Below are 26,445 nucleotides of genomic sequence, written 5' to 3'. Positions count from 1 at the left end.
GGCGACGGGGGTGCCGCCGCTGCGACGCCCCCGTCGTCGTCCGGCCTCTACCGGACGCCGTTCGCCCACCGCCAGTTGTGCACGAAGCCGTGCTTGACGCCGCCGAAGAAGTACGCCCACACCGGGCTCGTGGCGTAGGGGCCGATCTCGTCGAACATGGCCTTCGCCTCGTCCCGGCGGTCGGACAGCGAGTAGGCGAGGGCGAGCCAGTTGCGGCACACCATCGCGTCGCCGTGCCGGGGCGCGCCGGCCGCTCGCCACTTCGCCGCGCAGGCGTCGTACTCCTGCCGCACCTCGGGGCGCTGGAAGTACCGGCGGCAGGCCAGCACCCCTTCCGGGGTGGGGGTGCCCCAGTTGAACTCGCGCATCGCGTACTCGAAGTGCGCGAAGAGGGGAAGCAGGGTGGCCGCCGTGCCGGGCGGTGCGGCGGCCGCAGCGGCCCGGGCAAGGCCGAACATCTCCTCGTGTGAGCCGTACCACTTCTCGCAGAGGAAGCTCACCGCCGCCAGGTGGACCCCGAAGTTGAACGGGTCACGGCGCCGCGCCTCGGTGAACGCCTCGTGGAACTCCGCCTGCCGCGAGCGGCCGTCGGAGAACATCGCCCACAGCACGTCGATCCACGGCACGGGATCGTGGGGCGCGAGGGCGATGGCCCGGCGCCCGGCGGCCGCGGCCTGGGCCGACAGCTCGGCGAACCCCTGGAACTGCTCCTGGGTCGTCTCGCTGGCCGGGGCTGAACCTCGCGCCCGGCCCGCTCGTTCCGCGAGCGTAGCGGCGAGGAGGACGGCGGCGGTCGGGTCGTCGGGAGCGGACACCAGCCAGGCGTCCAGCCAGGTGTCGTCGGCGGCGGCGTCGCTGAGGACGGAGACCCGGCGGGCGCGGCGCTCCCAGTCGGAGCCGGCGGCCTCGATCACGTCGCGGGCGGCTCGCCAGTCGGCGGACGCCTTGTCCCGCGCGGCGCGCAGCTCCAGGTCGTCGAGGGCTCGGTCCAGGTCGACGGCCGGCTCGACCGGCCGCTGACCCCGGCTGAAGAGGTTCCGGAACATCGAGGCAGCATATGCCCCTCGGACCGGTCGTGGCGGCCGGCCGGTCCGCTAGATGATCATCGTCGATCGCCGGCCGTGGGCTCAGCGGCCAGCTGCCTCGCCGGGCTCGGAGAGGCGCCAGGGCACGGGCTCCTCGGGCAGGTAGCGGCAGAAGCTCCCGGTGGAGACGGCGGCCCGCAGATGCGCGGCGAGCGCCGGATGCCGATCGTCCAGCCGGCGCAACGTGTCACGGATCCGGGCCGTCACCGCCTTGCGGGCCCGCTCGGCCTCGTCGCCGAGCCGTCGGGTGCGCCCGGCCAGCCCGGCCGCGGCCCGCAACTCGGCCAGCAACGCGGTGCGCTCGACGTCCAGGGCGGCCACCTTCCGGTCGTCGCCGCGGGCCGCGGCCCGGTCGATCTCGTCGTCGAGCCGTTGCAGGTGGCGCCGGTAGCGGGCCTTGGCCTCGTCGTCGAGGACCGGGTCGCCACCGAGCCGCCGGGCGGCGACCAGCTCCGGCCCGGCGGCGGGGTCGAGCAGCTCGACCGCGGGCACGTGGACGCCGGGCCGGCTCAGCAGCAGGCGCAGGTCGTGCAGGCCCTTGGCATCGGGCAGGTGCACCACCGTGCCGCGGTAGGCGAGCCGCCACACGGCCCCGTCCCGCCGGAACTCCGGCTGGACGGGCTGGCTCTCACTCGTCCGGTCACCGCCCCCGATGCCGGGACCGGCCGCATGGGCCGCTCCCGCCGGTGGCAGCGCGCGGGCCCGGCCGACTCCGGCGGCGGTGTAGGCGGTTCCAGCGGTCGCCGACACCTCGACGGCGTAACTGGCGGCCGGCGCCCCGACGGTGTGACCGCCTCCCGCTGGTGCCGGCACTGCGACGGAGAGGCCCGCACCCGCTGGTGGCGCAGCGAGCCCACCAGGGACGGTGGCCGTCATCTCCTCCTCGCCGAGCCGGTGCAGGACCTGGGTCATGCCGAGCGCCCGCGCCTCGGCCGCCGTGTCGGCGCGCAGCCGGGCGGCCGTGGCCGCGTCGCCGGGCCGGCCGCGTGCCGTCAGGGCGGCCACCAGCCCGGCCCGGCTCAGCAGTGACCACGGCCGGGCGCCCATCCGGTCGGCGGCGTCGCGAGCGGATTCGTAGCCGGCGACCGCGTCGTCCCAGCGCTGCTCGGCGGCGTCGACGGCGGCCAGCCAGAGGTCGACGGGGCCGCAGATGTCGCAGCCGAAGAACGCGGCCATCCACCGGCCCCGGTGCGGCTCCAGCGCGGCCCGCGCCTCCGCGCAGCGGCGGGGATCGGCGCTGGCGGCCGCCGCCTGTGCCCGCAGCCGCAGCCACAACGGCGACACCGGCCGCGCATAGGTCTCACCGGCCGCCTCGATGCCGCCGGTGAGCCGCAGGGCGGTCCCGGCGTCGCCGCGCTCGGCGGCGGTGATCGCCCGGAGCAGCTCCAGCTGGGGGTGGCCGGCCGCCTCCGGCGCGTCGAGAAGGGCCTGGGCCTCGGCGTGGCGGCCCCGGAGCAGCAGCAGGCACCAGCGCAGGTGCGGGCCCATGAACATGTGGTCGGACTGCTCCCACTCGCCGTAGCCGTCCATCTCGGCGAAGTGCGCGTCGGCGGCGGCGAAGTCGCCGCGGAAGCCGGCGATGATGCCGCTGTCGATGGCCGCCGCCATCCGCCGCCGGGCCACCTCACCCTGCCGGCAGCCGGTCACGAAGGCGGTGAGCTCGTCGTGGTAGCGCGGATCGCCGAGTTCCAGCAGCGCGACCCAGCGCAGCGAGGTGGCCCACAGCTCGGTCTCCCGGTCGCCGGTGCGGCGGGCCACCTCCCGGATCTCGGCGGTGATCACCGCCCGGTCCTCGGCGGTGCCGAGCCCCCAGGTGGTGTCGTGCCGGGCCCAGAGGCTGAAGGTGAGCGCCTCGTCGTCGCGGCCGCGCCGGGCGAGGGTCTCGGTGGCGGTGATCAGGTCGGTGACCAGGGCGCTGGTCTCCCGGCCCGGCTCGGGTTCACCGATCAACCGCGCGTACGCCTCGCGCACCAGCTCACCGGATCCGGTGCGGCGGCGCGCGGGCGCGTCCTGCCGGTGGGCGGTGAGCGCCACGCGGGCCAGCACGGCCGGCTCGTCGAGCGTGCGGGCCAGCGCCGCGGCGTCCACGAGCAGGCGCTCGGCCTCGGCCTGCGTGCCGACGTGCTGCAGCAGCTGGGCGAGTTCGAGCATCACCTTGACCCGGCCGGCCGGCTCCTCGGCGACCTCCAGCGCGCGGCGGAAGTGCTGCACGGACTCCTCCACGGCCAGCCGGCCGCCGGCGTCCCGCGCGGCGGCGACCAGCAGCTCGACGGCGCGCGCCGCGTCGAGGTCGCCGCCGGCCAGCCAGGCGTGCCGGGCCAGGTCGGCCGGGATGAGCCGCTCGGTGAGCGCCGCCGACCGCTCGACGGCGCGCACCACGGCGGTGTGCCGGGCCCGCCGCTCGGCGTCGGCCAACCCGTCGTAGAGGGTCTCCCGGACCAGGTCGTGGGCGAAGGCGAACCGGCCGCCGCCCCGGGCCAGCACGAGCCGGGCGGTGGCCGCGCGGTCGAGCAGCCGGTCCACCTGCGCGACCGGGCCGGGCACGCACGCCGCGAGAACCTGCCGGTGGAAGTCCCGCCCGAGCACGGCGGCGACGGTGAGCGCCTCGACCACCGGGGCGGGCAGCTGGTCGAGCCGGCGGCGCACCGCCTCCCGGACGCCGGGGGCGATGGTGGTGGTCAGCCCGTCGGTGTGCCAGAGCCGGGCGGTCTGCTCGACGAAGAACGGGTTGCCGCCGGTGCGCCGGTGGACCTCGTCGGCGAGGTCACTCCCCGGTTCCCGGCCGGCGGTACGGCGGATGAGCGCCGCCACCTCGTCGCGGGTCAGGCCGGTGAGGGTGATGGTGGTGGCCTTGACGGTCAGCGGCGCCAGCAGTGGCCGGAGCCGGTGCTCGCCGGACTCGACCTCGGCGTCGCGGTAGGTGCCGACCAGCAGCAGCCGTTCGAACCAGGTGTGCTGGGTGGCGAACTGGAGCAGCCGCATCGAGGCCGGGTCGGCCCAGTGCAGGTCGTCGAGGACGACCACGACCGGGCGGTGCTGGGCGACGGCCACGAGCGCGGTGGTCACGGCGTCGTGCAGGGCGAACTCGGCCCGGCCGCCGTCGTCGCCCGGCTCGTCACCGGCCGGGTCGGCGCCGGTGCCCTCGCCGAGCAGCGCCGCGAGCCCCGGCCCGGCGGCCTCCTGTGCCCGGGCCCAGTCGTCGGGCCAGCGGCCCAGGCGGCGCAGCACCTGCACCCACGGCCAGTAGCCGGGGGCGCTGTCGGAGTCCCAGCAGGCGGCGCCCAGCACGAGCGCCCCGCGCCGCCGGGCCTCGTCGGCGGCGGCGCTCACCAGCGTGGTCTTGCCGATGCCAGGCTCGCCGGTGACCAGGACGAGACCGCCGTGGCTGGTGGTCACCCGGTCGACTTCGGCGCGCAGCAGGGCCGCGGGGTGCTCCCGCCCGATGATGGCCTCGCCGAACCGCGGCTCCATGACTTCCCGACGGTAGTCGACCGGTCCGACAACGGGGAGAACCCGCGCGTCGGCGCAGCAGCACGTCAACTCGCTGTCCACCGGCGACCCGACGGGTGGCGGCACGCTTCCCCGCGTACCCGAGAGGTTCGAGGCCCTTGCCGCGGCGCCGCCCGGGGTTGTCGGCGGCGCTCGCGGCGGCCGGGGTCAGAGGACTCCGCCTCCGCTGCTGCGGAGGTTGCTGCCGTCCGTGGGATTCCGGTGGTCGTCCAGCCGGCGGCGGGCCTCGGCCGACGCCGCGAGGTCGTGGACCTGGCGGTCCCCGTCGGCCGCCGTCCGGCGGCTGCGGCGCCACAGTGCCAGGGCCGCGAGGGCCACGAGTACGACGATGGGAACGATGAGCCAGCGCATGTCGGCCTCCCCGGAGGTGAGTTGCCTGTCCCCCAGTGTGCGCAGCCCGGGTCAAGGGTCAGGACTAGCGGTGGAGGCAGCGGGTAACCGCGGCCCATGGGTAGCCACAAGCAGAACAAGCACGATCCGGGCGGCCAGTCGGCGCGGGCGGGGCGAAACCCGGGCAGCGGCGCGCCGGGCCGCCAGGGCGGCGAGATGGAACGCACCGGGAAGCGGCACCAGTTGCACACCGCCACCGGCGCCGCAGGCTCGGAACGGGACCAGGGCCGGGCCAAGGTGCAGGGCGCCCAGCGGGTGCAGCGGCAGGGCGGCGGCTGACAATGCCCGCCTTCCTGCTGCGCTCCGTCTACACCCCGGACGGCATCGGCGGGCTGACGCGTGACGGCGGCACCAAACGCGCCGAGGTGGTCCGGAAACTGGTCGAGGACGCCGGCGGGCAGTTGCTGTCGATGCACTTCGCCTTCGCCGACGACGACACCTACGTGCTCTGCGACCTGCCCGACCACCGCACCGCCGCCGCGCTGGCGATCCGCATCGGCGCGGCCCGCGGGTTGCGGACCCGGGTCACCCCGCTGCTGACCCCGGCCGAGGTCGACGAGGCGACCCGGACGCCGACCGACTACACGCCGCCGGGCGACTGAGCCTCAGCGCGCGTCGGTGACCACGTGCGAGCAGGCCGGGCAGGCCGCCGGGCCCTGCTCGGCGAACCACCGGCAGGTACGCCGGATCGCGCACTTCGGCAACTGCTCCTCGGCCGGCTCGGCGGTCTCCGCGTAGGAGGCGGCCATCCGCGCGCCCAGGCCGCAGTGCTCACCGGTCCAGAAGCCGCAGGACGAGGTGACGCACGGGCCGGCCAGCCGGAAGCGGGACTCGACCGGGGCGCCGGAGTCGCCGGCCGCGGCGAGAGCCACCTCGGCCGGCACGGCCGGCGTGACGTAGGCGACCCGTCCCGCCGGAGTGATCATGCCGAGGAACACGGTGGCGTTCGCCGCCGGCGTGCTCGGACACATCCGCTCCGGCGGGCCGGTACGTCCGGCGACGTCGGTCACCGCTGCATCCAGAAGCCGATGTCGTTGATCTTCTGGCCGAGGTCCTGGGCGAACGGGCCGTCGAGCACCCAGAGCCCGTACCACTCGGGGCGCAGCTTGAGGTTGCCGTGGCCGAGGGTGAGCGGGTTGGTCAGCTTGGCGTTGGCGGTGCCGAGGGCGGCCAGGCCGGCCTTCTGGATCTCGCCGGCGATGAGGGTCTGCTGCTCGGGGGTCAGGTCGACGCCGTCGACCACGAACCGGAACTCGTTGCGGGACATGTGGTACCTCCGGTCACTCGTACGATTCGGTGCCCAGCCCGCGGCGCAGGCTGATCCGGGTGAAGGCCGCCCATCCGGCGTGCGAGGCGGCGTCGCTCGGCTGCCCGGCCCGGGCGAGCACCCGGCCGGCGTGCTCCGCCCAGCCGGCGGCGGTGGCGGCGCGGTCGCCCCACAGCTCCCGGCAGGCGGCGACCGCGAAGGCGACCTGCCCCGGCGCGCCGGTGAACCCGGCGGGCCCGTCGCCGACCCGGACCGTGCCGTTCGGCCGGACGCGCACGCTCGGGAAGTGGTGGTGCAGGCTGGCCACGGTCGCCAGGTGGCCCGCGTCCCGCCGCGCCGCGGCGAAGCCGGCGTGCAGCTCGTCGTCGCGCCGGTAGCGGATCGCGTGCAGGGTGAGGGCGTCGCCGCCCGGGGCGACCCGCCCGACCACCTGGACCGGGGCGCTCCAGGCGCGGGGTGAGTTCGCCGACCAGAAGGCCAGCCAGGCGGCCAGCCGGGCGTGGAAGTCGGCCTGGAGGGTGACCGGCGCGGCGGTGTTGTCGGGTGCGCGCAGCGCCGCGGTGGCGATCCGGTCCCGGGTGACCAGCGGCGTGGTGGCGCGGACGGGGGTCGCCGCGGCGGCGGCGGTCGGGGCGGCGGCCACGCCGGTCACGGTGACCGCCGAGGCCGCCGCCGCGCCGGCGAGCAGCCGCCGGCGCGAGAACGGGTACGGGTTGTCGTTCATCGTCGGCCTTTCGTCGACGGCAGTGCATCGACGCTATCGACCGAGACGGATCAGATGAACACCGTGCGTGACGGGAGGTCGACAGGAAAGCCGGGAATCCCCGGCGGCGTGAATGACCGCTCCTGTGCCGGATTCACGTGGGCGGCTTGTGTCGGCGGGCTCAGCGGGGTGTCGTGTCGGCGGGGAAGCGTTCGGTGCCCAGCACGGCGAGCAGCCGCAGCTTCTCGTACCCCTCGCTGCGTGGCGGCGCGGTGAGCACGAGCAGGGCCTGGGACTGGTCCTCGGTGAACAGCACCTGGCAGTCCAGCTCGATCGGGCCGAGCTCGGGGTGGATCAGCGTCTTGTGGTCGGCGAAGCGCTGGGCGACCTCGTGCCGCTCCCACAGCTCGGCGAACTCGGGGCTGATCTTCTGCAGCGCCCGCACCAGCTCGCCGGCCCGCGACTGCGGGCCCATCGACCCGTACGCGGCGCGCAGGTTGGCGACCTGGGCGCGGCTCTGCCGGTCCCGGTCCTCCTCCGGGTACCGGGACCGCTCAGTGGGGTCGGTGAACCACCGGTAGATCTCGCTGCGGGCCAGCCCCGTGTGGCCCGACCGGTCCCCGAACAGGGCCTCGGCCATCCGGTTCTGCACGAGGACCTCGCCGAGGTTGGACAGGATCAGCGCCGGGGTGTCCGCCAGCCGGTCCATGACCCGCAGCAGCGCCGGGGCGACGTGCGTGGCCGTGGACACCGACGCCGGGGCGTTGTGCCCCGCCACCCGGAACAGGTAGTCGCGCTCGTCGCGGGTCAGCCGCAGCGCCCGCGCGAGCGACGCCAGCAGCTGCGGGCTCGGCTGCGGCCCGCGCTGCTGCTCCAGCCGGGTGTAGTAGTCGGTCGACATGGTGGCCAGGGCGGCCACCTCCTCGCGCCGCAGCCCGGGCGCGCGGCGCCGGGCGCCGGTGGCCAGTCCGACGTCCGCGGGCTGCAGCGCCTCGCGGCGGTGGCGGAGGAAGTCGGCCAGGGCTGCGCGGTCCATGATCCCAGTATCCGCCCGCCGCCCGGGCCAACCAGGGATTGCCGATCCCCCGACAACCGGTCTCTTCATCCGCCGCGGCGGGCGGGCCAGGCTCGGTGCATGAACATCTCCGGAAACACCGTCTTCATCCCCGGCGCCACGAGCGGGATCGGCCTCGCCCTCGCCCTCGCCCTGCGGGCGAAGGGCAACACGGTCATCGTGGGCGGCCGGCGTACCGACCTGCTCGACACGATCGCCGCCGAGCACCCCGGCATCGACACCGTGGAGATCGACACCGCGGATCCCGCGAGCATCACCGCGGCCGCGAAGGACGTGCTGGCGCGGCACCCCGACCTCAACGTCCTGGTGACCATGGCCGGGATCATGCGCGTCGAGGACTGGCGCCGGCCCGAGTCGTTCCTCGCGACGGCGGAGGCCACCGTGACGACCAACCTGCTCGGCCCGATCCGCCTCATCGCGGCGTTCGTCGAGCACCTCCAGGCGCAGCCGGACGCCACGATCATGACGGTCTCCTCGGGCCTGGCGTTCACGCCGCTCAAGGTCACCCCGAGCTACAACGCGTCGAAGGCCGCGATCCACATGCTCAGCGAGTCGCTCCGGCTCCAGCTCGCCGGCACGTCGGTGAAGGTCGTGGAGCTGGAACCGCCGTCGGTGCGTACCGCCCTGATGCCCGGGCAGGAGACCAGCGAGTTCGCCATGCCGCTCGACGAGTTCGTCACGGAGGTCGTCGGGCTGATCGAGGCGCAGCCGGACGCGAAGGAGATCCAGGTCGAGCGGGTGAAGTTCCTCCGGTACGGGGAGGCGCGCGGCGACTACGACCAGGTCGTGGCGACTCTCAACGACGCCGACCCGCACGGCAAGTAGCCGGTGCGGTTCGGGGGCCGCCGGCCGGCCGCTCAGTCGAAGGTCGCCGAGGTCAGGTTCTCCTGGACGACGTGCGAGCAGCCCTCCACCCGGCAGGTGTCCTCCAGGAGCGACCGGATGGCCGGGGTCACCCGCAGGTTCTGGGCGAACCCCACCATGTCGGCGTAGAGCTGGCTGTGGGTGCGCTCGTAGCGGCGGCGCTTCGGGATGGCGGTGAGGAAGCCGGCCCGGACCGCACCGTTGAGCACGGAGGCCGGATCGACGATGCGCCGCCCCGACAGCAGGCCCTTCTCGTCGAGCGAGTCGCGACGGTAGTGACCGTCCGGCCGGACGAACTTCAGGAACAGGAACCGCAGTTGCAGAGCGGTGGGGCACGGGCCGACGAAGGGATGCTCCCGACGCCCGTCCGTGCCCAGCAGCTTCACGAAGTCGGCGACGTCCTCGATGGCGGTGCGGGAGTCGATCTCCACGGACACGAAGCCGGTGAGGTGCCCGAAGTCGGCCTCGGCCAGGGTGGGCAGGCAGGCGTCGAAGCGGGTGCCGTGCAGCGTGGCGTCGGACAGGTCGCAACCGGTCATGACGCAGCTGTTGAAGCGGGTCGACTCCAGGTTCGCCCCGCGGAAGCTGACCCCGGCCAGCGGCAGGCCGGAGAAGGTGAGCCCGGACAGGTCCTGGCGTTCCAGCGGCGCGTGGATCAGCAGCCGGGCGCAGTCGGGCAGCCCGAGGAGCACCTGGAGGATGTTGCGGAAGGCCGTCGGTGTCGCGGTCGCGCTGGCCAGCCGGGTGAGCAGTTCCTCGCCGGCGGCGAGTTCCCGGATCCGGGCGCAGAGCACCCGCAGGGCGAAGGAGTCCGGCGGGAAGGGCCGGCAGTCCAGCAGTTGCGCGAAGCGCACCGGGTTGACGGCGAAGTACTGGGCGGCGCGGATCCCGATCTGGTGCTCGAAGATCACGTCCTGGGCGAAGCGCACCCGCTGCCGCTCCGAGGCGGCGCGGAAGACCGGCAGGCGGCAGATGGCGTCGGTGCACCGTTCGCGCTCGGGATCGGACAGGTCCGAGGGCAGCACGAACTCGGCCAGCTGGCCGATCTCGTCGGTCGGTACGCCGCGGTTGTCGTTCTCCAGCTCGGCGACGGCCACGTGGCTGATGACGTCGAGCAGGTCGTGCCGGGAGACGACGTTCTCCTGCAACTGCTCCTTCTTGTACTCGCGGTCCATGATCGCGTCGACGGCGTCGTAGACCAGGTCCATCTCCGAGTAGTCGTCCGGTATCCCGTCGGTCTTGCCCTCGGCGACGCGCTCGGCCAGCAGCTCCGCGTAGTAGGGGGTGCCGCAGAGCTTCATGAGCTGCGGCTTCGCGTCGAGGATCGAGAGGAGTTCCTGGTCCTTGTCCTGCAGGCGGATGCGCGCGAAGGTCCTGATCGACTCGGGTCGCCAGGGCAGCAGGCGGAACTCCTCGACGTACTCGTGGGCCACCGCCAGGAAGTCCCGCAGCGCCTGGTTGGAACTCAGCAGCGAGTCCCGGACGCAGAGCAGGATGCGCGGGGTCGTCGGGTTGTCCGGCCGGGCGACGATCTCGTGGATGTACTCGAAGAAGCCGGGGTCCTGGGCGATGACCTCGTCCAGCCCGTCGAGCAGCCAGCTCGCGAAGCCCCGCGTGAGCATCCACTGGAACGTCGGCTGCTTGACCGGCCGCGCGACCTCGGTCTGCAGGAGCGCGTCGACCATGGGGCCCAGCGCGGGAGCGCTCGCCAGCGCCGCGTAGTCCGGCAGCAGCGGCAGCGGCCGGTAGGCCCGCCGCAGTTGCTTCTTCGCCTTCTGGAAGTTCGTGTACAGCGTCTCGAACAGCGACTCGAACAGGACGCTCTTGCCGAAGCCCGCCGGCGCCGTGACCAGCACGATCGGGCGGTCCCAGGCGCCCGGGCTGTCGAACCGGCGGGCCAGGTCGGTGAGCAGGTCGCTGCCCACCACCCCGGTGCCCACCGCCTCGAAGGGCTGCGGGGTACGCCGGCGCGCCGCCAGCTCGCCGTCGCGGCGCAGTTGCTGGGCGGCCGTTCCCGCCAGGGCCGACACCGACGTGTCGTCCCACTTGAAGCGGGCGTCGAAGAACTGGATCGGGACGCGGATGTCCACGTTGTACTCGTGCTTTGCGAGCCGCCGGAAGTCCGTCGACAGGCCCTGGGTGGACTCCACCAGCAGGAACTTCGCGCCCGGGGTGCGTGCCTCCTCGGCGAAGCGTTGCAGGAGGGTCGCCTCGCGGCGATGCAGTTCCTCGGCGTCCGGTGCGGCGGGGCACCACACCGTCATGTGCTCGCTGTTGTCCGCGTACGCCGCGCGCCTGGCCCGGACGACCTCGCCCCGCAGTTCCCCGGGAACCGACCAGCCCTCCGACTCCAGGAAAGTGACCGCCTCGTCGTACAGGCTCATGACGCGTCCTCCATCAGGAATCGAAAGGGCTCCCACCGGTCCCGCCGGCCCACCACGTGCAGGTAGGCGCAGGCGCGGCTGACGGCGATGTAGCTGGTGGTCCAGTCCTCCTCGCCGTCGTCCGCGTAGACCACGGCCGGCGCCTCGCAGCCGTGGAACTGCCGCACCGTGCAGACCGCCAGTTCGTCGCCACGGAACCCGCTGGTCGTCCGCACGCCCCGGTCGGCGAGGGTCCGGCGGATCGCGGCCTGGTTCGCGGGCGTCGACGTCAGCAGCACCAGTTGGGAGGCCGGCAGGTCCTTCAGGATCTCCAGGGCGGCGTCCGCACACGCCGAGGCGAGGTCCGCGGCGCCGCCGCTGAGGCGCGGCGACCGCCCGGCCGGGCCGGTGACGGGCGTGTGGGCTCCCGAGATCCGCGCGACGAGCTTCGCGATCGGCAGGACGTTGCGGCAGTTCTCGGTCAGCCAGAACTCGTTGAACGAGCCGTCGGGGCGGGGGCGCCAGGTTCCCGACGAGTCCCGCTGGTACGGGTCGGCGAACAGCACCACCGAGCCGTCGGGGCGGACGAGTTCCCGCAGGGCCTCCAGGAGGTCCTCGTCGTGGCTCTGCGCCTCGTCGACGATGAGGCAGTCCAGCGGCTTGCCGTAGGCCTCGGCCAGGGCCAGCACGGTGACCCACAGCTGCTCGCCCTCGTACTCGCGCAGGCGATCCGCCCCGTACAGGTCGCACAGCACGTCCTCCGGGTCGCCGGAGCTGACGCCCTCCACCCGTAGCCTGCGGCGGATCTCCAGGCGGAGGTTGCGCTGCTGCCCGATCACCGCGACCCGCAGCCCGCGCGCGGCCAACTCGCGCGCCCGCTCCTGGGCGAGCACCGTCTTGCCGGTCCCGGCCGCGCCGAGGACCAGTGAGGCGCGCTTCCTGGAGGTGCCCTCCAGCACCTCGAGCTGGCGGTTCGTCAGGCGGATCTGGCGCTGGGTCAGCCGGGTGAGGTCGTCGGAGGCCAGATCGACGTCGTAGCGGAGGGTGCGGGCGACCACCGCGGTCGGCGCGAGCTCCGCCAGGGCCTTCTCGAAGTCCGCCTGGCTGGCCCAGCCGTGCTGGTCCCAGTGGGCCATGACGCGTTCCACGACCACCGGCGCGTGCTCCAGGGCCGCGGCCGTCAGGACGATGGTGTCCGGCGCGTGCGGACCGAGGTTGCCCGAGGGCCGGCCGTCGGCGAACACGACGCAGTGCCCGGCCGGCACGTGCCGGATGCCGGCGGCACTGCGCAGCCACCCGGCGAGGGCGTACTTGTTCCGGACGGCCTGGTCGAACGGGTCGACGTTCAGCGGCACGTCCCCGCTGCGGCGCTGGGCGAACCACTGCCGGCCCGCGACCCGGTAGGAACCGTCCTTGACCTCCATGATCAGCAGGCCGCGCCCGGGGTGGAGCAGGACGAAGTCCGCCTCGCCCATCCGCCACCGCGGCCGGCCGGGGTCGAAGTACGCGAGGCTGTGCAGCACGAACCACGAGTCGTTGAGCGACCGGAGCTTGTCGAAGACGATCCGCTCCCCGCGGGTGGCATTCGCCCGCAGGTTCTTCGGGTAGAAGCGCGCCAAGTCCGCCTCCGCAACACGGGCCGTTGGACGGCTGTGGTGACGCCGCAGGAATCCACATTGTCCGCTCGCTTGCGACCTGTCGCGCTCCGCCGGACTTGCGGTCTTCTATGGACGATCGGTCATCTGAAGGTCACGCACAGCGAACCGAACGCCCCCTGACGACCTCGCACAAGTGATGAACATCGTGGCCGAACGGATGAAGAAGCAGCCTGGGGACACGGGGGCAGAATTCGGAAATCAATCGCGCCTCGATGAGCTCACGGAGGAGCCGCAGATGGCCGTCGGGAACAAAGGTGTCCTGCTCGTCGACTGGGACAACCTGGCCGGCGCCATCATCGGCCGCGGCCACGTGGTGGAGCGCGGCATCGTCGACGCCCTCTGGAGCGACGCGACGACCCGGTGCGGCGGCCACCTGCAGTACAAGCACATGGCGGCGGCGAAGTTCGACGGCAGCATCTCGACGGCGATGAGGGACCACCTCATCGACGACGAGGTGGTGGGCAGCACCAAGGAACAGGCCGACATCCACCTGACCGTGCTGGCCATGGACTACCTCCACCAGGGCTGCGGCCAGTTCATCCTGGTCACCGGCGACCAGGACTTCATCCCGCTGATCCGGCGCCTGCTGCGCGACGGCTGCCGGGTGACGGTCGTCTACGGCGACAAGGACCGGCTCTCCTCCCAGTTCCGCGGCATCCTCAACCTGCCCGGGCTGGACTCGATCTGCATCGACGACATCTACACCCTGAAGAAGCCGCCGCCGGTGACCTCCCGGGCGCTGCTCGGCCTGCTCGAACTCCAACGGCAGGGCATCATCCTGGGCGGCAGGGAACAGGCCGACCGCACCGCGACCCTGGCCCGCTGGGGCATCCTGGAGAACGAGGACGAGAGCCAGTACTGGGCGCTCATCGAGTCGCTCGGCCGCAAGGTCGTCCGCACCGACGCGGCGGTACGGGCCAAGGACCAGTTCCTGCCCCGCAACGCCACCCGCACCTACGTCGACGTCGGCTCCGGCCGGTTCGCCGACGTCCTGGCCATCGACTACGTGGTCCGGCGGCTGGCCGCACGACCCAAGGGCCTCACGGTCACGGAGCTGCGCACCGGTCCCCTCCAGGCGGACAACGGCTCCGGGCTGCTGCGCGCGCTCGACGCGCTGACCGGCGTGCAGCTCGTCCGCAAGGGCGCCGACGACACGTACGCGGTGACCGCGAACGACCTCGCGCTCGGCTACCTGGAACCGCTGTGGCGGGTGCACGCCGGCCTGACCATGGAGTGCTTCCGCACCCAGAGCCGGACCATCCCGTTCCGCCGCCTTCCCGGCCTGCTCGGCGCCAGCGGCGTCGGGCAGGGGCCGGAGAAGTTCAGCGCCGGCCTGGTCAACCGGGTCCTGAAGTACGCGAGCGCGGCCGGCGTCGTGGACGCGGTCGCGGTCTCCGGCGCCCGCCACGCGCTGGCCACGAACTCGCCGTTCGCCCGCCCCATCGAGGACGCCTATCACGAGCTCTACCGCGCCTTCGCCGGCCGGGCCCCCAGCCCGATCCCGGAGAGCGAGATCCTCGAGTTCATGGCGGTGAAGGACCGCACGCGGGCCGAGCCGGTCTTCGGGTACGACCAGCGCGACCGGCACCGCGTCCTGCGCGTCCTGGCCCAGTCCCGGGCCATCACCTGGCGGAGCGAGAAGGTCACCATCCCCCAGACGCGATGGGGCGACGCCGGCTCGTCGTTCGCCTAGGAGCCCTCGTGCCGCGTCCTTCGCCTACGGCTCGTGTGGCGCGCCGGACGTGGACCTGGCTGCGCGGCGCCGGCGGGTACGGGCTGGCTCTCGCCGGCCGGTACGGCCTGGCGCTCGTCGGCACGCTGGCGGTCTGCGCCGCCGGAACCGCCGTCGTGGTGGCCTTCACGTGGAAGGCCCAGCGGGCGGCCGCGGTCGCCGGCTCGTTCGCCGCCGTCGCCTCCACCATCGGCGTGCTTGCCGCGATCTACCTCTCCCGGCAGGCGCTGTCCCGGACCGACCGGCAACTCACCGAAACCCGCCGGTCCCTGGTGCTGAGCCGGTACCCGCTCCTGCTGCCGGTCCACCAGTCGGTGGCGTTCCCGGACTCCGGTGGCATGCTCGCCCAGCACCCGCCCGCCGAGGAGCGCTTCGCCCTGACCTCCGCCCCCGCCCCCGCGTACGCGTTCCTCGCCGTCGCGAAGGACCGGTTCCTCGTCCCGGTGGAGAACGTCGGCGAGGGACCCGCGCTGCGCATCCGGGGGACGCTGTGGTGCTCGGACGGGCGCAACGGCCCGGTCGCCGGCGTGCCGGCCCTGGGGGCGGGCCGAACGGGGGTGATCTCAGCCGTCATCCGGGCGAACGGGCGGCCGCTGCCGGAGGAGTTCCGCGCCGCCCTGGACGACGGGATGAGCGCCGCCTACTGGCTCGATCTCGACTATGCCGACGTCTTCGCGAACCCGCGCCGGACGGCGGCACTGTTCGACCCGCGAGGGATCGGCGCCTGGCACTACGTGCAGGGACACGAGCCGGGCACGCTCTGACCGCGCTTCTTTAGGGGGATCCCGGGGATCCCGGAAAAGTGAAAGCCCCAGCACGGAGGCTGGGGCCGGGTATTGAGACAGATTGAACGATGACTACGTCTCAGCTCATCATCGCCAGCCACCATCTCCCCTATGAGTAGAGGCTACGGACACGCTCCGCGAGCGTCAACTCGGCCACCCGTTCGTGTCTGCACTCCGATCAGCTATCGATGACCGCGATTCGACGGTCGTCGCGGTGCATCCGGCCACGAGTCGCCGATCCCTGGGTCAGGAGGTCCCGCGCATGGCGAGGTGGGCGAGCATCGCGTGGTTGACCGCCTCCCAGCCGCCGATCCCCGGTCAGGAGGTCCCGTGCATGGCGAGGTGGGCGAGCATCGTGTGGTTGGCCTCCCAGCCGTCCGGGAACTTCATCGGCACGTCCAGGTGCACCCGTTCGGTCGACGGGTGCGCGTCCAGCAGGTCGGCGATTCCCGCCCGCGCCACCACCACGCACGCGTGCCGGTGCCGGGACGCCAGCACGCAGAGCCGCCCCGACTCCAGGTGGAAGGCGGTCGCGTCCCGCCGGCCGGAGAGCGGGTGCAGGACGATCGTCACGTCGTACTCCCGCCCCTGGAGCCGGTTGGCCGTGTCGACCGTGATGCCGGCGCCAGCCGCGCCCAGATGTGACCGGATGGCCGCCACCTGGTCGCGGTGCGCGGCACCCACGGCGATCCGGTCCGCGGTCACCGCCGTGCCGCCGGGCGCCTGCTCGTCGAACCCGACCGGTTTCCGGTCGAGGAACCGCAGGGCGAGGGCGGCACAGGCGGCCGCGGCCTCGGAATCGGTACGCAGCGTGTGCCGGGCGGGCAGCTCGTGCAGCGCCCAACCAGCGGCGGCCGCCACCTCGACCGTCGCGTCGTAGCGGTCACCCGGCCCGAGCTCCGTGAGGGTCAGCGCCCGATCGGCCGGCCCGGTGCCGGAGCGGAACCCGGTGAACGGGTAGAACGCGGCGGCCACCACCGGCGCGGCCGTGGCCGGCAGCCGCCACGACACCGGCAGCCGGTGCACCGGTAGCTCCGGGTTGTGCCGCAGCAGGGTCGCCACCGCCGACTGCATCGGATCCCAGGTCAACCCGGTCCACCGCGCGGTCTCGACGGTGGAGAACGGGTCGAGCTGCCCCGGGTCGCCCACGAACAGCGCCCGCTCGAAGCGCCCGGCCACGCGCAGCAGGGCGTCCGACCGCATCTGGTACGCCTCGTCGACGATCGCCCACGGCCAGACCCCCTCGGCGACAGTGGCCCACTTCGCGGCCGTACCGATGATGACGGCCGCACCACCGAGGTCGGCGACCTTCGCGGCGACCCGGACCGTGTCGTGGCCCTTCACCCGATCGGTGGGCTGGTAGTCGGTGGCGGAGAGCCGGCCGATGGGCAGCTCGGGAGCCTTGCGGGCGAGCCGGTCGATGAGGTCGTCGACCTGCTCGTTGGTCTGCGCCACGATCATCAGCGGCTCGCCGGCGGTGGCCAGCTCGACGGCGGCGCGGACCACGAGGGTGGACTTGCCGGCGCCGGGCGGCGAGTCGACCACCACGCCCCGGTGGTCACCGGAGCGCAGGTCGGCCAGCACAGCGGTGATGACCCGCTCGGCCTCGACGGCCGGCGGAGCTGTCAGCTCCGTGAGCACGGATTCCCCTCCCCTAGCCACCTGCCACGCCCCGCCACCTTACGAGCCGGGTCTGTCAGCAGCGGCCCTCCCCACCCGGCGTCCGGCCGTCGCAAGCCGGGCGGCGGCGCTTTCCCATGAGTCAGCCGGGCGTGAAGCCCCAGCGGTCGTGGAACAGCGCCATCTCCACCTCGTCGGGCTCGACACCCCGGCGGTGCGCCTGATCGGCCGCCCAGCCCAGGTAGGCGAGCCACTCCTCCGACAGCCAGCCGGACTCGCGTCGCACGCCGGCCTCGACGGGTAGCCGGCTCCGAACGACGCGGTCGAGGATGAGCGGCTGCCGACCTCCCGCGCCGCGCCGGTAACCGGCGAAGTAGAGCAGCTTGGTGAACAGCCCGGGACCAAGCCGAGGCAGCCGGGACCCCTTCGGATCACGCAGGCGCTGGTAGGCGGCCCGCAGGGCGTCCTCGTCCGGCGCGGGCGCGCGCAGGCCGTCGAGGGCGTGTGCCAGCCGCTTGCCGTCGGGATCGCCCTCCAGTGACCGCAGCGTGCGCCACGGGCCGTAGCCGATCGGGCCGTAGCCCCACATCAGCACCGCGCTCAGCAACTGCCGTGGAGTCGCCTCGCCAGCACGCCAGGCTTCGGCGACGGCGAAGACGTCGCGCCGCCACACCTCGCCGGCCTCGGGGAACCCGTCGGGCCAGGCGTCCGGTGGAAGCGCCTCGCGCCACCTGTCCGGGTGCATGGTGACGGGCTTCGGCTCGCCGGGCAGCGCGGGGCTGGGCGGCTGGCTCACGGCGTCCTCCTCGCTGTGTGGGGATGCCCCGACGCTATTGGCGGCGCCCGGGCGGTGGCCGCCCCCGACCCGGCAGGTGGCGGTATCACGTCGCGCCTCGGTTCAACCCTCCCGGCAAGCTCGGTTCAGGCGACCAGCTACCCGCCCACCGAAAGGTGACGTGTTTTCCGATTTGGCCGTCGGGCAGATTCGCCGCCACATGATCAGCGAAGCGCTGAAGCTGTAGCTCGGCCCCTGCCGGTAGGTTGATGACGATGGTCAGGGGCCCGTTCGCGCCACGCGGCTCATCCATGTGTCGTGACGGCTGAACTGCCGTCCGCGCCTCGGCCTTCGACGGAAGCGGAGGTGGCATGATCCGGGGCTGGCACGGCTTGCTCGGTACGTTCAACGGCGTCGTGCTCATCACGGTGGCCGCACTGCCGTTGGCCGCGCTGGCGGTGTGGGCTCTGGCGCGCCGCCGGAGGGTCACCGGCACCAGGACGGCGTGGCGGATGTCGCTGGCCGAGGTCGGCATCGTCTACGGGACGGTGCCGTGGGTATGGATGATCATGTTGCCGGGCGACCGGGCCGGCGACGTCCGTGGTCGGGTGAGTCTGGTACCGCTGCGGGACCTGCACACGATCCTCGCCGGCGGGCCGCTGACGGTGACCGTCCAGATCGTCGGCAACCTGCTGGTGTTCGCGGCGCTGGGGTTCTTTGCCCCGCTGCGGTTCGCGGCGCTGGCGTCGGTTCCGCGGATCCTCGCACTCGCGGCCGGCTGCTCGTTCCTGGTCGAGGCCGCGCAGTACGTCCTGCGGCTCGACCGCGTGTCCTCCGTGGACGACATACTGCTCAACACCGCCGGCGCCGGGCTGGCCGCGCTGGCGTCATGCCGCTGGTGGCGCACTACGGCCACAGCGCCGTCGGATCGACCTCGACCGGTTCCGGTGGGACCCTGAGTCGCCTGAGCACGCCGGTCAGCGGCCCTGGTCGATGGCCGAGGGGGTGCAGGTGCGGACGTCGCCTGGCTGCCCATATTCGCCGCGGCTCGGCACCTGGCTGTCCCGCCACCATCGAGCCACTCGGCTCATCCACCCTGCTGAAGTCGGCCCCAGTCGACGGCGTCGAGTTGCGTCGGCACCGCAGGACTAGGGTCGGCTGCCTGAGTGTGCACGCCCGGGTCGTCGCCGACAATTTTCCGGCCACCCTGCGCTTTTACACCGACCTGCTCGGTGAGCCGGAAACGGTTGTCCGGGACTTCGAGTACGCCAGCTTCGACCAGGACGGCGAGACGGTCCTCGCGATCCTCGGCCGCCGCGCGGCGGAGGCGGTGCTGCCGGTGGGCCGCGGTGACGGTGGAGTGCTCGTGGTGATCCCCGTACCCGATGTGGACGCCACCATCGCCGCCCTTCAGACCGAGCTGGTGGTGGCCGAGGCCACGGACCGCCCCGGGTGGGGCGTGCGTTCGGCCTACCTGCGCGACCCGGAGGGCAACCTGGTCGAGGTGCAAACCTGGACGGCCGGCTGAGGGTGCGCCCGACTGCGCCCATCGATCTGGCCGGGCACCGGCCTCGATCGTCAGGGCGACGAGGCGGACGACACACCGACGGGTCATCACATGCGTGGCCGGTCGCTCGTCTACCCGGGTGACACCTCCAGAAGGGAAGCCCAGCCATGAGAGTTCTACTCGCGGGCGCCTCCGGCGCCGTCGGTCGGCCGCTCACCCGCCAGCTCATCGCCGCCGGCCATCAGGTGGTGGGGATCAGCCGCAGCCAGAGCAACGCCGAGCGGCTGCGTAACGCCGGGGCCGAGGCCGTGGTGGCCGACGTGATGGATCGGGAGAACCTGCTCGCCGCCGTACGGGACGTGCGGGCCGATGCGGTCGTCCACGAGTTGACGGCGCTGGGCACCACGAAGATGGGTGAGGCGCTCCAGGGTACGAACGCCCTGCGTACCACTGGAACGGCCAACCTGCTCGCGGCGGCCCGGGCGGTCGGCGCCCACCGCTTTCTCACCCAGTCGATCGTGCTCGGCTACGGCTACCGGGATCACGGCCCGCGCGTGATCAGCGAGGACGACCCGTTCGCCGAGCCGGTGGGCGGCAAGCTCGGCGAAGCGGTGGCGGCGATCCGCGCCACCGAGGAGCAGGTGTTCGCCGCCGACGAGATGGAGGGCGTCGCGCTGCGCTACGGGTTCTTCTACGGGCAGGACCGCATGACCGACATGATCGTCAACCTGGTGCGCAAGCGCCGGCTGCCGGTGCCCTCCGGGGGCGGCTACGCCAACTTCATCTACCTGGAGGACGCCGCCGCGGCGACCGTGGCCGCGCTGGAGAAGGGGCGGGCCGGGCAGGCGTACAACATCGTCGACGACGAGCCGGTGCGGTGGGGCGACTACCTGGACACCCTCGCTGCCGCGTTCGGGGCGCGCCGGCCGTGGCGGGTGCCGAGCTGGATGCTGCGGCCCATCCCGTACGCGCACGCCATGATGACCACCTCGATGCGCGTCTCCAACGCCAAGGCCAAGCGCGAGCTGGGCTGGGCTCCGGCGGTGCCGACCTACCGCGAAGGCATCCCGCTGATCGCGAGAGCAGCCCGCTGAGCCGGTGCCGTCGCTGAGGCGGTGGCGCACCTGACGTGGCCCGTCAGTCGATGACGTTCAGTTCGGTCAGGGCGTCGTCGGGGAGGGCCAGCGCGGCGGCGGCGACGTTCTCGCGCAGGTGCGCGACGGAGGCGGTGCCGGGGATGAGCAGGATGTTCGGGGACCGGTGCAGCAGCCACGCCAGCGCCACCGCCAGTGGGGTGGCCTCCAGGCGGGCCGCGACGGCGTTCAGTTCCTCGGACTGCAGCTGAGTGAAGCCGCCGAGCGGGAAGTAGGGCACGTAGGCGATGCCCTGCGCCGCGAGGGAGTCGACGAGCGGGTCGTCGTCGCGGTTGGCGATGTTGTAGAAGTTCTGCACGCACACCACCGGCGCGATGGACTGCGCCTCGGCGACCTGCTCGGCATTGACGGTGCTGAGCCCGAGGTGCCGGATCAGCCCCTGCTGTTGCAGCTCAGCGAGGACCGTGAACGGCTCCTCGATCGAGCCGGGCGTGGGCCGGTCGAACCCGCCGACGCGCAGGTTGACCACGTCGATCACGTCGAGGCCGAGGCGGCGCAGGTTGTCGTGTACGGCCTGGCGGAGCTGTTCCGGAGCTAGGGCCGGCGGCCAGTTGCCCTCGGCGTCGCGCAGCGCCCCGACCTTGGTGACGATGTGCAGGTCGTCGGGGTACGGGTGCAGGGCCTCCCGGATGATCTCATTGGTGACGTACGGGCCGTAGTAGTCGGACGTGTCGATGTGGTTGATGTTCAGCTCGACGACCTCGCGCAGCACGGCGACGGCGGCGTCGCGGTCGGCCGGTGGACCGAAGACGTGTGGGCCGGCCAACTGCATCGCGCCGTACCCCATTCGGGTGACCGTCAGATCCCCCATCCGGAACGTGCCGCCGGGCGGGCTGGTCGGTGTCATGGGAATCCCTCCCTGTTGCCGCAAATCCGCAAGCTTCCCGCCGACGGAGCCAGCAAACCCTCGGGGGCCGGGGAGCGCCCCGGTCGCGCGCGGACGGTTGGCAGCCGCCGCCCGCCCCGCCATGCGTTGCGTCCGGTTTGCGGACGGACCAGCTCACAGGAGCAAGAGGCGCTGTGGACTCGCCCTCACCGGCACGAAGGGTCGTCGAAATCGGCCTCGTCGGCCCGGGTCATGTCGAACGAAGCCGTCGGTGAACCGGATCCGGCGGCGACCGTGCCATCAGCGGCGAGCGTGGTGAACGACGTCCGGATCCGGAGCAGGTCGCCGTCCCAGTCGCCGTCGAGTTCGTTCAGGCGCAGGCCCGGCCCCTCGTCGTGCGAGCGGGTGTGCAGCGAGAAGCGGGTGCCGCGGTAGTTGAGCGTGTCCCCCCAGATCTCGTAGGTCTCGGCCCGCTCCGCTTGGCAGACCTTGATGCCGCCCTGAAGATCGGGGCAGTCGCCGCATCGGTCGGTCGCGCTGGGCTCGTCGTCGGTCAGGTGCAGCACGATCCGCCGGTCGTCGCCGGGGCCGTACGGCACCACGCCCTGCCAGTAGCCGGTCAGCGCCGGCCTGCCCGGCAGCGCCAGGGCCCACGGGTTCGCCACAAAGTGAAGCCCGTAGACCAGGCCGAGGCCGACGACGATCAGCCCGGCGAACATGGCGAAGAAGCGCACCTTGTTGGGCTTGCGCCGCGGTCGGACGGCCATCCGAGTCTCCTTCGAGTCGGCCCACACCGTACGCGCCACGATCGTTCGCCCGCCGCCCCATCACAGGTCTGTGGATCTAAGGGCCTGGTAGGTAAGGGATTTCAGGTGTGGTGGTGGCGGGCGAGGCGGCGGTTCTGGTTCGCCGTGGCCACGATGGGCACTGAAAGAGGGACGATTTCCGTGGCAACCAGAAGGGAGCCTGTGGTGGCGAGATTCGTGACGATCGGATACGGGGACCAGAAGGGCTACGACAGCACCGACGCTGCGGTACTCGACGAGGCGCACGCCCATGACATGCGCCTGCGCGAGGCCGGCACCGTGATGGGCATTGCTGACTCCCCCGTACAGGTACGGAACCTCAACGGCGCCGGCATGACCGTGCAGAGCGGCTCGTTCCTGTCCTCCGATCTGCCGGTGGCCGGATTCGCGATCATCGAGGCGGAGACGCTGGAGGAAGCCACCCAGATCGCGTCGAGGACGCCGTGCGCGGTCGCGCAGGGAGTCGTCGAGGTTTGGCCGTTGCGGGAGGCACCGTAAGGCCGAGGTGGTGGTGGCCGCGACCGCCGGCCGGGCCTGGGTAGGCCGTGCGCTCGGCCTGCCTGTGCGACCGCGAGGGCACCTGGTCCAGGTGCCCACCTGGACCGGCCGCTGAGGGTTGGGCATCAGCGCAGGGTGTCGGCGCGTGTGAGGGCTCGGCTGGGTGCGGCATTGGGGCCTCGGTTGGGAGCGTCGGCGATTCGAGGCCCCAAACGCGCCTTGCCGGTCTGCCCTGTCAGCTGTCTGAGCTGCGAAAACCCAACCTGACAGGAACCCGTCGGCAAGATCGACGCGTTCCGACTCCCTAGTGTTTCTTAGGGACCCTCAGGGGTTCTTACGCCGGATGGGCACGTCCCGCACGCGGCGGTCGCCGGCAAGACGGGCGGACTTTGCTGACCGAGCGCATGGCGCAGGCCTGGCGGAGGTGACGATCAGCCAGTTCGGTCGTCACCGGGGACGCTGGTCGGTCGACGGCTGTGCCGCCAGCCGGGGTTCCACATCCTCCGGCAGCTCGGCACCGCAGAGCGCGCAGACGTAGTCGTCGTCCCGGATCAGGTTGCGCTCGCCGCAGTCGAGGCAGCGCCGGAAGACGACGGCCACGGTGAAGCCGTCCGGGCGGTCGATGTCCGCGCGGTCGAGGGCGCCCGCCACCGCCGTCCACGAGGTGGGATCGGGGCAGTACCCGGTGGAGTGGTTGCTGACCTCGGTGACTACCCAGCCGCCCCGCTCACCGGCGAAGCCGATCTCCCCGGCACCGAGGACCTCCCCGCCGCCGGCGCAGGCGACGTGCTCGCTGCGTCTCGGCGCGAGCCGTAACGTACCGGCGGTGTCGACGACGTAGGTGAACGGCTCGTCACGGTCGCGCGGATCCGCGGCCGCCAGGTAGGTGTCGAGATCGCCCGGCGATCGGACGGGCCAGCCCTCGGGCGCGCCGGCGACGGACGCCTGCACGTCCGCCGGGCCGACGTAGCGGTATCGACGCTCCGCCCCTACCACGCTGCCGACCCTACGCCGGTGCGGCTGCCGTCGCGCACGAGCACGGCGGAACTGATGGCGAAGGCCAGCCGCTGAGCGACAACCTCTTGTCCAGGGCTTCGATCCTCGCCCTGCACAGCGGGTTCAGAATCGGCCCGGCGGCCGGCCGGTTGGCCGGCCGCCGGGGCTCGGAGTCTCCGCCGGGGCGGTCAGTGACGCCGCTCCCCCACCCGGTACGTGACCAGGTTCGGGTCGGTGCGCAGCTGCTTCTCGGTGTACTTGATGGTGTCCCAGCCCTTGTCCGAGTACAGCCGGGTCTGGTCGGCGTACCAGGGCGAGTTCGGGTTGGCCGACTGTGAGTAGGTCAGGATCTGCCGGCCCGACGGCCCGTTGCGGCCCAGCTCGACGGCCATCACGAACGACGAGCCGTGCTGCACCTTCGCGTAGCCGACGCCGGGCTGCAGCACCCCGATGATCATGTTGAAGACGCCGGCTTCCGCGCGGCCGCCGTGGATCGGGATGCGCGCGGCGCCGCGCGGCTCGGTCTGGATGTCGCCGAGGCGCGCGTCGAGCGGGATGCCGTTCAGCTTGCGGACCGCGTTGGCGAGGGCGGTGCGTACCCTCGGGTCGTCGACGGCGAGCCGGCTCGGCGTGGTGAGCGGGGCGGCCGGGTCGAACGGGTCGGCGAAGCGCAGGCCGCCGGCCAGGGCGAACTCGGTGAACAGGTGCGCACCCCGGCTGTCGAGGTTGACCTTCAGGTCCCAGCCGCGCAGGGCGGCGCAGGCCGCGGTCAGGTCGACGGTGGTGCCGTCGGAGGCGGTGGCCGTCGGCTGCGCCTCGCAGATCCGGACCAGGTCGTCGCGGACCAGTTCACCGCCGTACGCCCGGTCGCCGAACGTCACGTCCCACAGCTTGCCGGTGGTGAAGCCCTTGCCGGGGAGCCCGTCGGTCCCGGCGATCCGCTGCTGCACCTGGTGCACGCCGAGCCGGGTCCGCAGGCTACGCGGCGTCCGCTCGTCGCCGATGATGCGCGGATACCCCTCCATCGGGTGGGCCGGGTTGGCCAGCCAGTAGCTGTCGTTGGAGTTGGTCACGTAGTCGGCGCGGACCAGCGCGGGCAGGTTGCCCGGGCCGAGGATGCCGGGCACCGCGGCGTCCGGGTCGCGGCCCAGCTCGCAGGCGGAGCGGGAGCCGTCGAGGACGGCCTGGCCACTGCTCGTGTACAGGGCTTGGAAGGGGGCCGGGATGCAGGCGGCCGCGAGGGATCCGGTGACCCGGGGCACGACGGAGTGGTCGGCGTAGAGGGCATTGCCGTCGCGGTCGGCGGCGATGACGTTGACCCAGGGCAGGAACTGCCGCCGGTCCAGCACCGCCCGCAGCTCACCCACCGACTTCGCCCGGCCCATGGCGAGCCAGCCGTCGAGTGCGCGGTTGTTGGCGGCGTTGACGTCGGTGATCGCGTACGCGGCCTGCGCCGTCCAGTCGAAGGTGCCCGGCACCACGACGACCGGGCCGAAGTGGGTGTCGTAGAAGGTACGGGTGACCGGGCCGCCCGGCGTCTGGACGGTGACGGTGCGGGAGGTCATCTTCCGGGGCTGGCCGTCGTAGAGGTAGCTGGTCGGGTCGCCGGGCACCAGCGTGAGCCGGTGCCAGACGAAGCGGCGGGCGGTGGAGACGGTGTGCGACCAGGCGATCCGGCCGTTGTGGCCGATCTCGACGATCGGGTCGCCGACCAGGGCCGCGCCCTCCACGTCGTATCGGCCGGGCACCTTGAGGTGCATCCGGTAGAAGCGCTCGCCGCCGTCCCACGGGAAGTGCGGGTTCGCGAGCAGGATGCCGGCGCCGCTGGCGGTGGCGTCGCGGCCCAGGCCGTACGCGTTGCTGCCCACCCCGGCCGGCGCGCCGTCGCGGGCGGCGACGACGGCTTCGGCCTGCGGGGCGCTCGCGGTTCCGCCGGCGCCGGGCGGCGCGGCGGCGACGATGCCGTCGGCGAGCGCGCCGGAGCTGGCCCGGATCATGCGCGTCCAGTTCGCCCGCCACATGTCCAGCTCGGTGATCGGGCGTACCCAGTCCTTCCCTTTGCAGGCCGGGTCGGTGATCTTGTTCTTGGCGTCGCGGAGGTAGGCGTTGTAGCCGGCGACGAAGCCGCGGATCTGGTCGCGTACCTCGTTGGAGGGTGCGTGGATGCCGTCGCGCGGGCCGGTGAGCCAGTGGTCGGCTGCGCGGGCGTCGATGGCCTTCTGCTGGAACAGGTCGCTGGTGACGTTGCTGGTGGTCGCACCGAACCGGCGGGACCGCTCGGCGCGGACGGTGACCATCTGCTCGGCGATCAGGCAGATGTTGTCCTCGGCCTGGGCGTAGCCGACGCCGTAGCCGAGGCTGGCGAAGTTCTGTGCGGTGATGTGCGGTACGCCGTAGGAGGCGCGCTGGATCAGGGCGGAGTAGCCGTTGCCGTGGGCGGAGGCGGTGCCGCCGTTGATGGTGAGGCCGGCGGCGACCAGCCCGATGGTGGCGGCTGCTGCCGTGAACAAACGCGCCCTCATCGGGCGCTCTGGTGGTGGTGTGGGCGGAGCATTGGACGTCCTCCCCGAGTAGTGACTGTCCAGATCCGACCGACGCTAGTAGTGAAAGTTGCTCAAGTCACCTGTCGATCATCGCTGACGATGCAGGGCCGTCTCGGCCCACCGGCGCGTTCCGTGCCTGGTGGTCGGTTGGGTGGAGTCGACTGCTGCTCCGGGGCCGGCTTGTCGACGTCTGGGAAGTCCGCGATGGCGGTGGGCCCGGTGCCGGGCGCCGGAGGCGGCGACCCCCAGGCGGCCAGCGCCAGGGCAGCGAGCACGAGCCCCGCCGAC

Annotated in this window: 24 protein-coding genes; 9 read left to right on the top strand and 15 right to left on the bottom strand. The window is 72.8% G+C overall.

What is annotated here, in order from left to right; all coding sequences use genetic code 11:
* Positions 1-47 precede the first annotated feature (47 nt).
* The 3 genes from GA0070214_RS28035 to GA0070214_RS28025 form a co-directional block, all read right to left on the bottom strand.
* Positions 48-1,046 (bottom strand): hypothetical protein, encoded by a 999-nt coding sequence (locus GA0070214_RS28035; RefSeq protein WP_091269520.1) that lies wholly within the window; start codon positions 1,044-1,046, stop codon positions 48-50.
* Between the two features lie 81 nt (positions 1,047-1,127).
* A complete protein-coding gene (locus GA0070214_RS28030; RefSeq protein ID WP_091269519.1) occupies positions 1,128-4,556 on the bottom strand; it encodes an ATP-binding protein in 3,429 nt (1,142 codons plus the stop codon).
* A 186-nt stretch (positions 4,557-4,742) separates the two neighbouring features.
* The gene (locus GA0070214_RS28025; RefSeq protein WP_091269518.1) at positions 4,743-4,946 is read right to left on the bottom strand and encodes a hypothetical protein; all 204 of its coding nucleotides are present in this window, start codon (positions 4,944-4,946) and stop codon (positions 4,743-4,745) included.
* A 96-nt stretch (positions 4,947-5,042) separates the two neighbouring features.
* Between GA0070214_RS28025 and GA0070214_RS28020 the strand changes: the two genes are divergently transcribed.
* Complete coding sequence (locus tag GA0070214_RS28020; protein ID WP_091269517.1) at positions 5,043-5,264, top strand: hypothetical protein; 222 nt, start codon at positions 5,043-5,045, stop codon at positions 5,262-5,264.
* A gap of 2 nt (positions 5,265-5,266) precedes the next feature.
* Positions 5,267-5,587 carry a GYD domain-containing protein gene (locus tag GA0070214_RS28015; RefSeq protein ID WP_091269516.1) on the top strand — a complete coding sequence of 107 codons (321 nt, stop codon included), beginning with the start codon at positions 5,267-5,269 and terminating at the stop codon, positions 5,585-5,587.
* A gap of 3 nt (positions 5,588-5,590) precedes the next feature.
* Here the strand turns inward: GA0070214_RS28015 and GA0070214_RS28010 are convergent, their stop codons facing one another.
* The 4 genes from GA0070214_RS28010 to GA0070214_RS27995 all read right to left on the bottom strand — a co-directional run bounded on the left by GA0070214_RS28010 (position 5,591) and on the right by GA0070214_RS27995 (position 7,991).
* Positions 5,591-5,995 carry a hypothetical protein gene (locus tag GA0070214_RS28010; protein ID WP_091269515.1) on the bottom strand — a complete coding sequence of 135 codons (405 nt, stop codon included), beginning with the start codon at positions 5,993-5,995 and terminating at the stop codon, positions 5,591-5,593.
* Positions 5,992-6,252, bottom strand: coding sequence for a hypothetical protein (locus GA0070214_RS28005; RefSeq protein ID WP_091269514.1), 261 nt, complete (start codon positions 6,250-6,252; stop codon positions 5,992-5,994). The genes GA0070214_RS28010 and GA0070214_RS28005 overlap by 4 nt, the downstream gene beginning before the upstream one ends.
* Positions 6,253-6,265: 13 nt before the next feature.
* Positions 6,266-6,976: a hypothetical protein gene (locus tag GA0070214_RS28000; RefSeq protein ID WP_091269513.1), complete on the bottom strand. Its 711-nt coding sequence runs from the start codon at positions 6,974-6,976 to the stop codon at positions 6,266-6,268.
* A 160-nt stretch (positions 6,977-7,136) separates the two neighbouring features.
* On the bottom strand, positions 7,137-7,991 hold the full coding sequence (locus GA0070214_RS27995) for a helix-turn-helix transcriptional regulator (protein ID WP_091269512.1): 855 nt from the start codon (positions 7,989-7,991) through the stop codon (positions 7,137-7,139).
* A gap of 99 nt (positions 7,992-8,090) precedes the next feature.
* Here GA0070214_RS27995 and GA0070214_RS27990 point away from each other — a divergent pair, with 99 nt between their 5' ends.
* Positions 8,091-8,855 carry an SDR family oxidoreductase gene (locus GA0070214_RS27990; protein WP_091269511.1) on the top strand — a complete coding sequence of 255 codons (765 nt, stop codon included), beginning with the start codon at positions 8,091-8,093 and terminating at the stop codon, positions 8,853-8,855.
* 32 nt (positions 8,856-8,887) lie between these two features.
* Here GA0070214_RS27990 and GA0070214_RS27985 read toward each other — a convergent pair whose 3' ends face one another.
* The gene (locus GA0070214_RS27985) at positions 8,888-11,278 is read right to left on the bottom strand and encodes a pentapeptide repeat-containing protein (protein WP_091269510.1); all 2,391 of its coding nucleotides are present in this window, start codon (positions 11,276-11,278) and stop codon (positions 8,888-8,890) included.
* The gene (locus GA0070214_RS27980) at positions 11,275-12,876 is read right to left on the bottom strand and encodes a nuclease-related domain-containing DEAD/DEAH box helicase (RefSeq protein ID WP_091269509.1); all 1,602 of its coding nucleotides are present in this window, start codon (positions 12,874-12,876) and stop codon (positions 11,275-11,277) included. The genes GA0070214_RS27985 and GA0070214_RS27980 overlap by 4 nt, the downstream gene beginning before the upstream one ends.
* A 274-nt stretch (positions 12,877-13,150) precedes the next feature.
* Here GA0070214_RS27980 and GA0070214_RS27975 point away from each other — a divergent pair, with 274 nt between their 5' ends.
* Both GA0070214_RS27975 and GA0070214_RS27970 read left to right on the top strand, forming a co-directional pair.
* On the top strand, positions 13,151-14,608 hold the full coding sequence (locus GA0070214_RS27975; RefSeq protein ID WP_091269508.1) for an NYN domain-containing protein: 1,458 nt from the start codon (positions 13,151-13,153) through the stop codon (positions 14,606-14,608).
* 35 nt (positions 14,609-14,643) lie between these two features.
* The gene (locus GA0070214_RS27970) at positions 14,644-15,411 is read left to right on the top strand and encodes a hypothetical protein (protein ID WP_244167887.1); all 768 of its coding nucleotides are present in this window, start codon (positions 14,644-14,646) and stop codon (positions 15,409-15,411) included.
* Positions 15,412-15,750: 339 nt separating this feature from the next.
* On the opposite strand, the gene GA0070214_RS27965 is transcribed toward GA0070214_RS27970, so the two are convergent.
* Both GA0070214_RS27965 and GA0070214_RS27960 read right to left on the bottom strand, forming a co-directional pair.
* On the bottom strand, positions 15,751-17,073 hold the full coding sequence (locus GA0070214_RS27965) for an AAA domain-containing protein (protein WP_244167886.1): 1,323 nt from the start codon (positions 17,071-17,073) through the stop codon (positions 15,751-15,753).
* Between the two features lie 121 nt (positions 17,074-17,194).
* A complete protein-coding gene (locus tag GA0070214_RS27960) occupies positions 17,195-17,848 on the bottom strand; it encodes an 8-oxoguanine DNA glycosylase OGG fold protein (RefSeq protein ID WP_091269507.1) in 654 nt (217 codons plus the stop codon).
* A 350-nt stretch (positions 17,849-18,198) separates the two neighbouring features.
* On the opposite strand from GA0070214_RS27960, the gene GA0070214_RS27955 reads away from it, so the two are divergent.
* From GA0070214_RS27955 to GA0070214_RS27945, 3 genes are all read left to right on the top strand, one after another.
* Positions 18,199-18,786: a VanZ family protein gene (locus tag GA0070214_RS27955; protein ID WP_091269506.1), complete on the top strand. Its 588-nt coding sequence runs from the start codon at positions 18,199-18,201 to the stop codon at positions 18,784-18,786.
* A 209-nt stretch (positions 18,787-18,995) separates the two neighbouring features.
* Positions 18,996-19,355 (top strand): VOC family protein, encoded by a 360-nt coding sequence (locus GA0070214_RS32005; protein WP_167364346.1) that lies wholly within the window; start codon positions 18,996-18,998, stop codon positions 19,353-19,355.
* A gap of 146 nt (positions 19,356-19,501) precedes the next feature.
* Complete coding sequence (locus GA0070214_RS27945; protein ID WP_091269504.1) at positions 19,502-20,428, top strand: NAD-dependent epimerase/dehydratase family protein; 927 nt, start codon at positions 19,502-19,504, stop codon at positions 20,426-20,428.
* 43 nt (positions 20,429-20,471) lie between these two features.
* Here GA0070214_RS27945 and GA0070214_RS27940 read toward each other — a convergent pair whose 3' ends face one another.
* Both GA0070214_RS27940 and GA0070214_RS27935 read right to left on the bottom strand, forming a co-directional pair.
* On the bottom strand, positions 20,472-21,335 hold the full coding sequence (locus GA0070214_RS27940; protein WP_091269503.1) for an aldo/keto reductase family oxidoreductase: 864 nt from the start codon (positions 21,333-21,335) through the stop codon (positions 20,472-20,474).
* A gap of 185 nt (positions 21,336-21,520) precedes the next feature.
* Positions 21,521-22,081, bottom strand: a complete 561-nt coding sequence (locus GA0070214_RS27935; RefSeq protein WP_091269502.1) for a hypothetical protein — start codon at positions 22,079-22,081, stop codon at positions 21,521-21,523.
* Between the two features lie 204 nt (positions 22,082-22,285).
* Here GA0070214_RS27935 and GA0070214_RS27930 point away from each other — a divergent pair, with 204 nt between their 5' ends.
* Complete coding sequence (locus tag GA0070214_RS27930; RefSeq protein ID WP_091269620.1) at positions 22,286-22,618, top strand: YciI family protein; 333 nt, start codon at positions 22,286-22,288, stop codon at positions 22,616-22,618.
* Between the two features lie 447 nt (positions 22,619-23,065).
* Here the strand turns inward: GA0070214_RS27930 and GA0070214_RS27925 are convergent, their stop codons facing one another.
* Positions 23,066-23,614 (bottom strand): TFIIB-type zinc ribbon-containing protein, encoded by a 549-nt coding sequence (locus GA0070214_RS27925; RefSeq protein WP_091269501.1) that lies wholly within the window; start codon positions 23,612-23,614, stop codon positions 23,066-23,068.
* 188 nt (positions 23,615-23,802) lie between these two features.
* Positions 23,803-26,124, bottom strand: coding sequence for an acylase (locus tag GA0070214_RS27920; protein ID WP_244167885.1), 2,322 nt, complete (start codon positions 26,122-26,124; stop codon positions 23,803-23,805).
* Between the last annotated feature and the right edge of the window lie 321 nt (positions 26,125-26,445).

Origin of the sequence: Micromonospora chaiyaphumensis, assembly GCF_900091435.1 — a bacterium.
Classification (GTDB): Bacteria; Actinomycetota; Actinomycetes; order Mycobacteriales; family Micromonosporaceae; genus Micromonospora; species Micromonospora chaiyaphumensis.
The sequence above is the reverse complement of the archived record's forward strand: the minus strand, read 5'-3'. Positions and strand labels throughout refer to the sequence as shown.

What these genes read in the sequence shown, in the direction of transcription:
- GA0070214_RS28035 (WP_091269520.1), bottom strand. Translation starts at nt 1,046, where the DNA reads ATGTTCCGGAACCTCTTCAGCCGGGGTCAGCGGCCGGTCGAGCCGGCC.
- GA0070214_RS28030 (WP_091269519.1), bottom strand. Translation starts at nt 4,556, where the DNA reads ATGGAGCCGCGGTTCGGCGAGGCCATCATCGGGCGGGAGCACCCCGCG.
- GA0070214_RS28025 (WP_091269518.1), bottom strand. Translation starts at nt 4,946, where the DNA reads ATGCGCTGGCTCATCGTTCCCATCGTCGTACTCGTGGCCCTCGCGGCC.
- GA0070214_RS28020 (WP_091269517.1), top strand. Translation starts at nt 5,043, where the DNA reads ATGGGTAGCCACAAGCAGAACAAGCACGATCCGGGCGGCCAGTCGGCG.
- GA0070214_RS28015 (WP_091269516.1), top strand. Translation starts at nt 5,267, where the DNA reads ATGCCCGCCTTCCTGCTGCGCTCCGTCTACACCCCGGACGGCATCGGC.
- GA0070214_RS28005 (WP_091269514.1), bottom strand. Translation starts at nt 6,252, where the DNA reads ATGTCCCGCAACGAGTTCCGGTTCGTGGTCGACGGCGTCGACCTGACC.
- GA0070214_RS28000 (WP_091269513.1), bottom strand. Translation starts at nt 6,976, where the DNA reads ATGAACGACAACCCGTACCCGTTCTCGCGCCGGCGGCTGCTCGCCGGC.
- GA0070214_RS27995 (WP_091269512.1), bottom strand. Translation starts at nt 7,991, where the DNA reads ATGGACCGCGCAGCCCTGGCCGACTTCCTCCGCCACCGCCGCGAGGCG.
- GA0070214_RS27990 (WP_091269511.1), top strand. Translation starts at nt 8,091, where the DNA reads ATGAACATCTCCGGAAACACCGTCTTCATCCCCGGCGCCACGAGCGGG.
- GA0070214_RS27985 (WP_091269510.1), bottom strand. Translation starts at nt 11,278, where the DNA reads ATGAGCCTGTACGACGAGGCGGTCACTTTCCTGGAGTCGGAGGGCTGG.
- GA0070214_RS27975 (WP_091269508.1), top strand. Translation starts at nt 13,151, where the DNA reads ATGGCCGTCGGGAACAAAGGTGTCCTGCTCGTCGACTGGGACAACCTG.
- GA0070214_RS27955 (WP_091269506.1), top strand. Translation starts at nt 18,199, where the DNA reads ATGATCCGGGGCTGGCACGGCTTGCTCGGTACGTTCAACGGCGTCGTG.
- GA0070214_RS27945 (WP_091269504.1), top strand. Translation starts at nt 19,502, where the DNA reads ATGAGAGTTCTACTCGCGGGCGCCTCCGGCGCCGTCGGTCGGCCGCTC.
- GA0070214_RS27940 (WP_091269503.1), bottom strand. Translation starts at nt 21,335, where the DNA reads ATGACACCGACCAGCCCGCCCGGCGGCACGTTCCGGATGGGGGATCTG.
- GA0070214_RS27935 (WP_091269502.1), bottom strand. Translation starts at nt 22,081, where the DNA reads ATGGCCGTCCGACCGCGGCGCAAGCCCAACAAGGTGCGCTTCTTCGCC.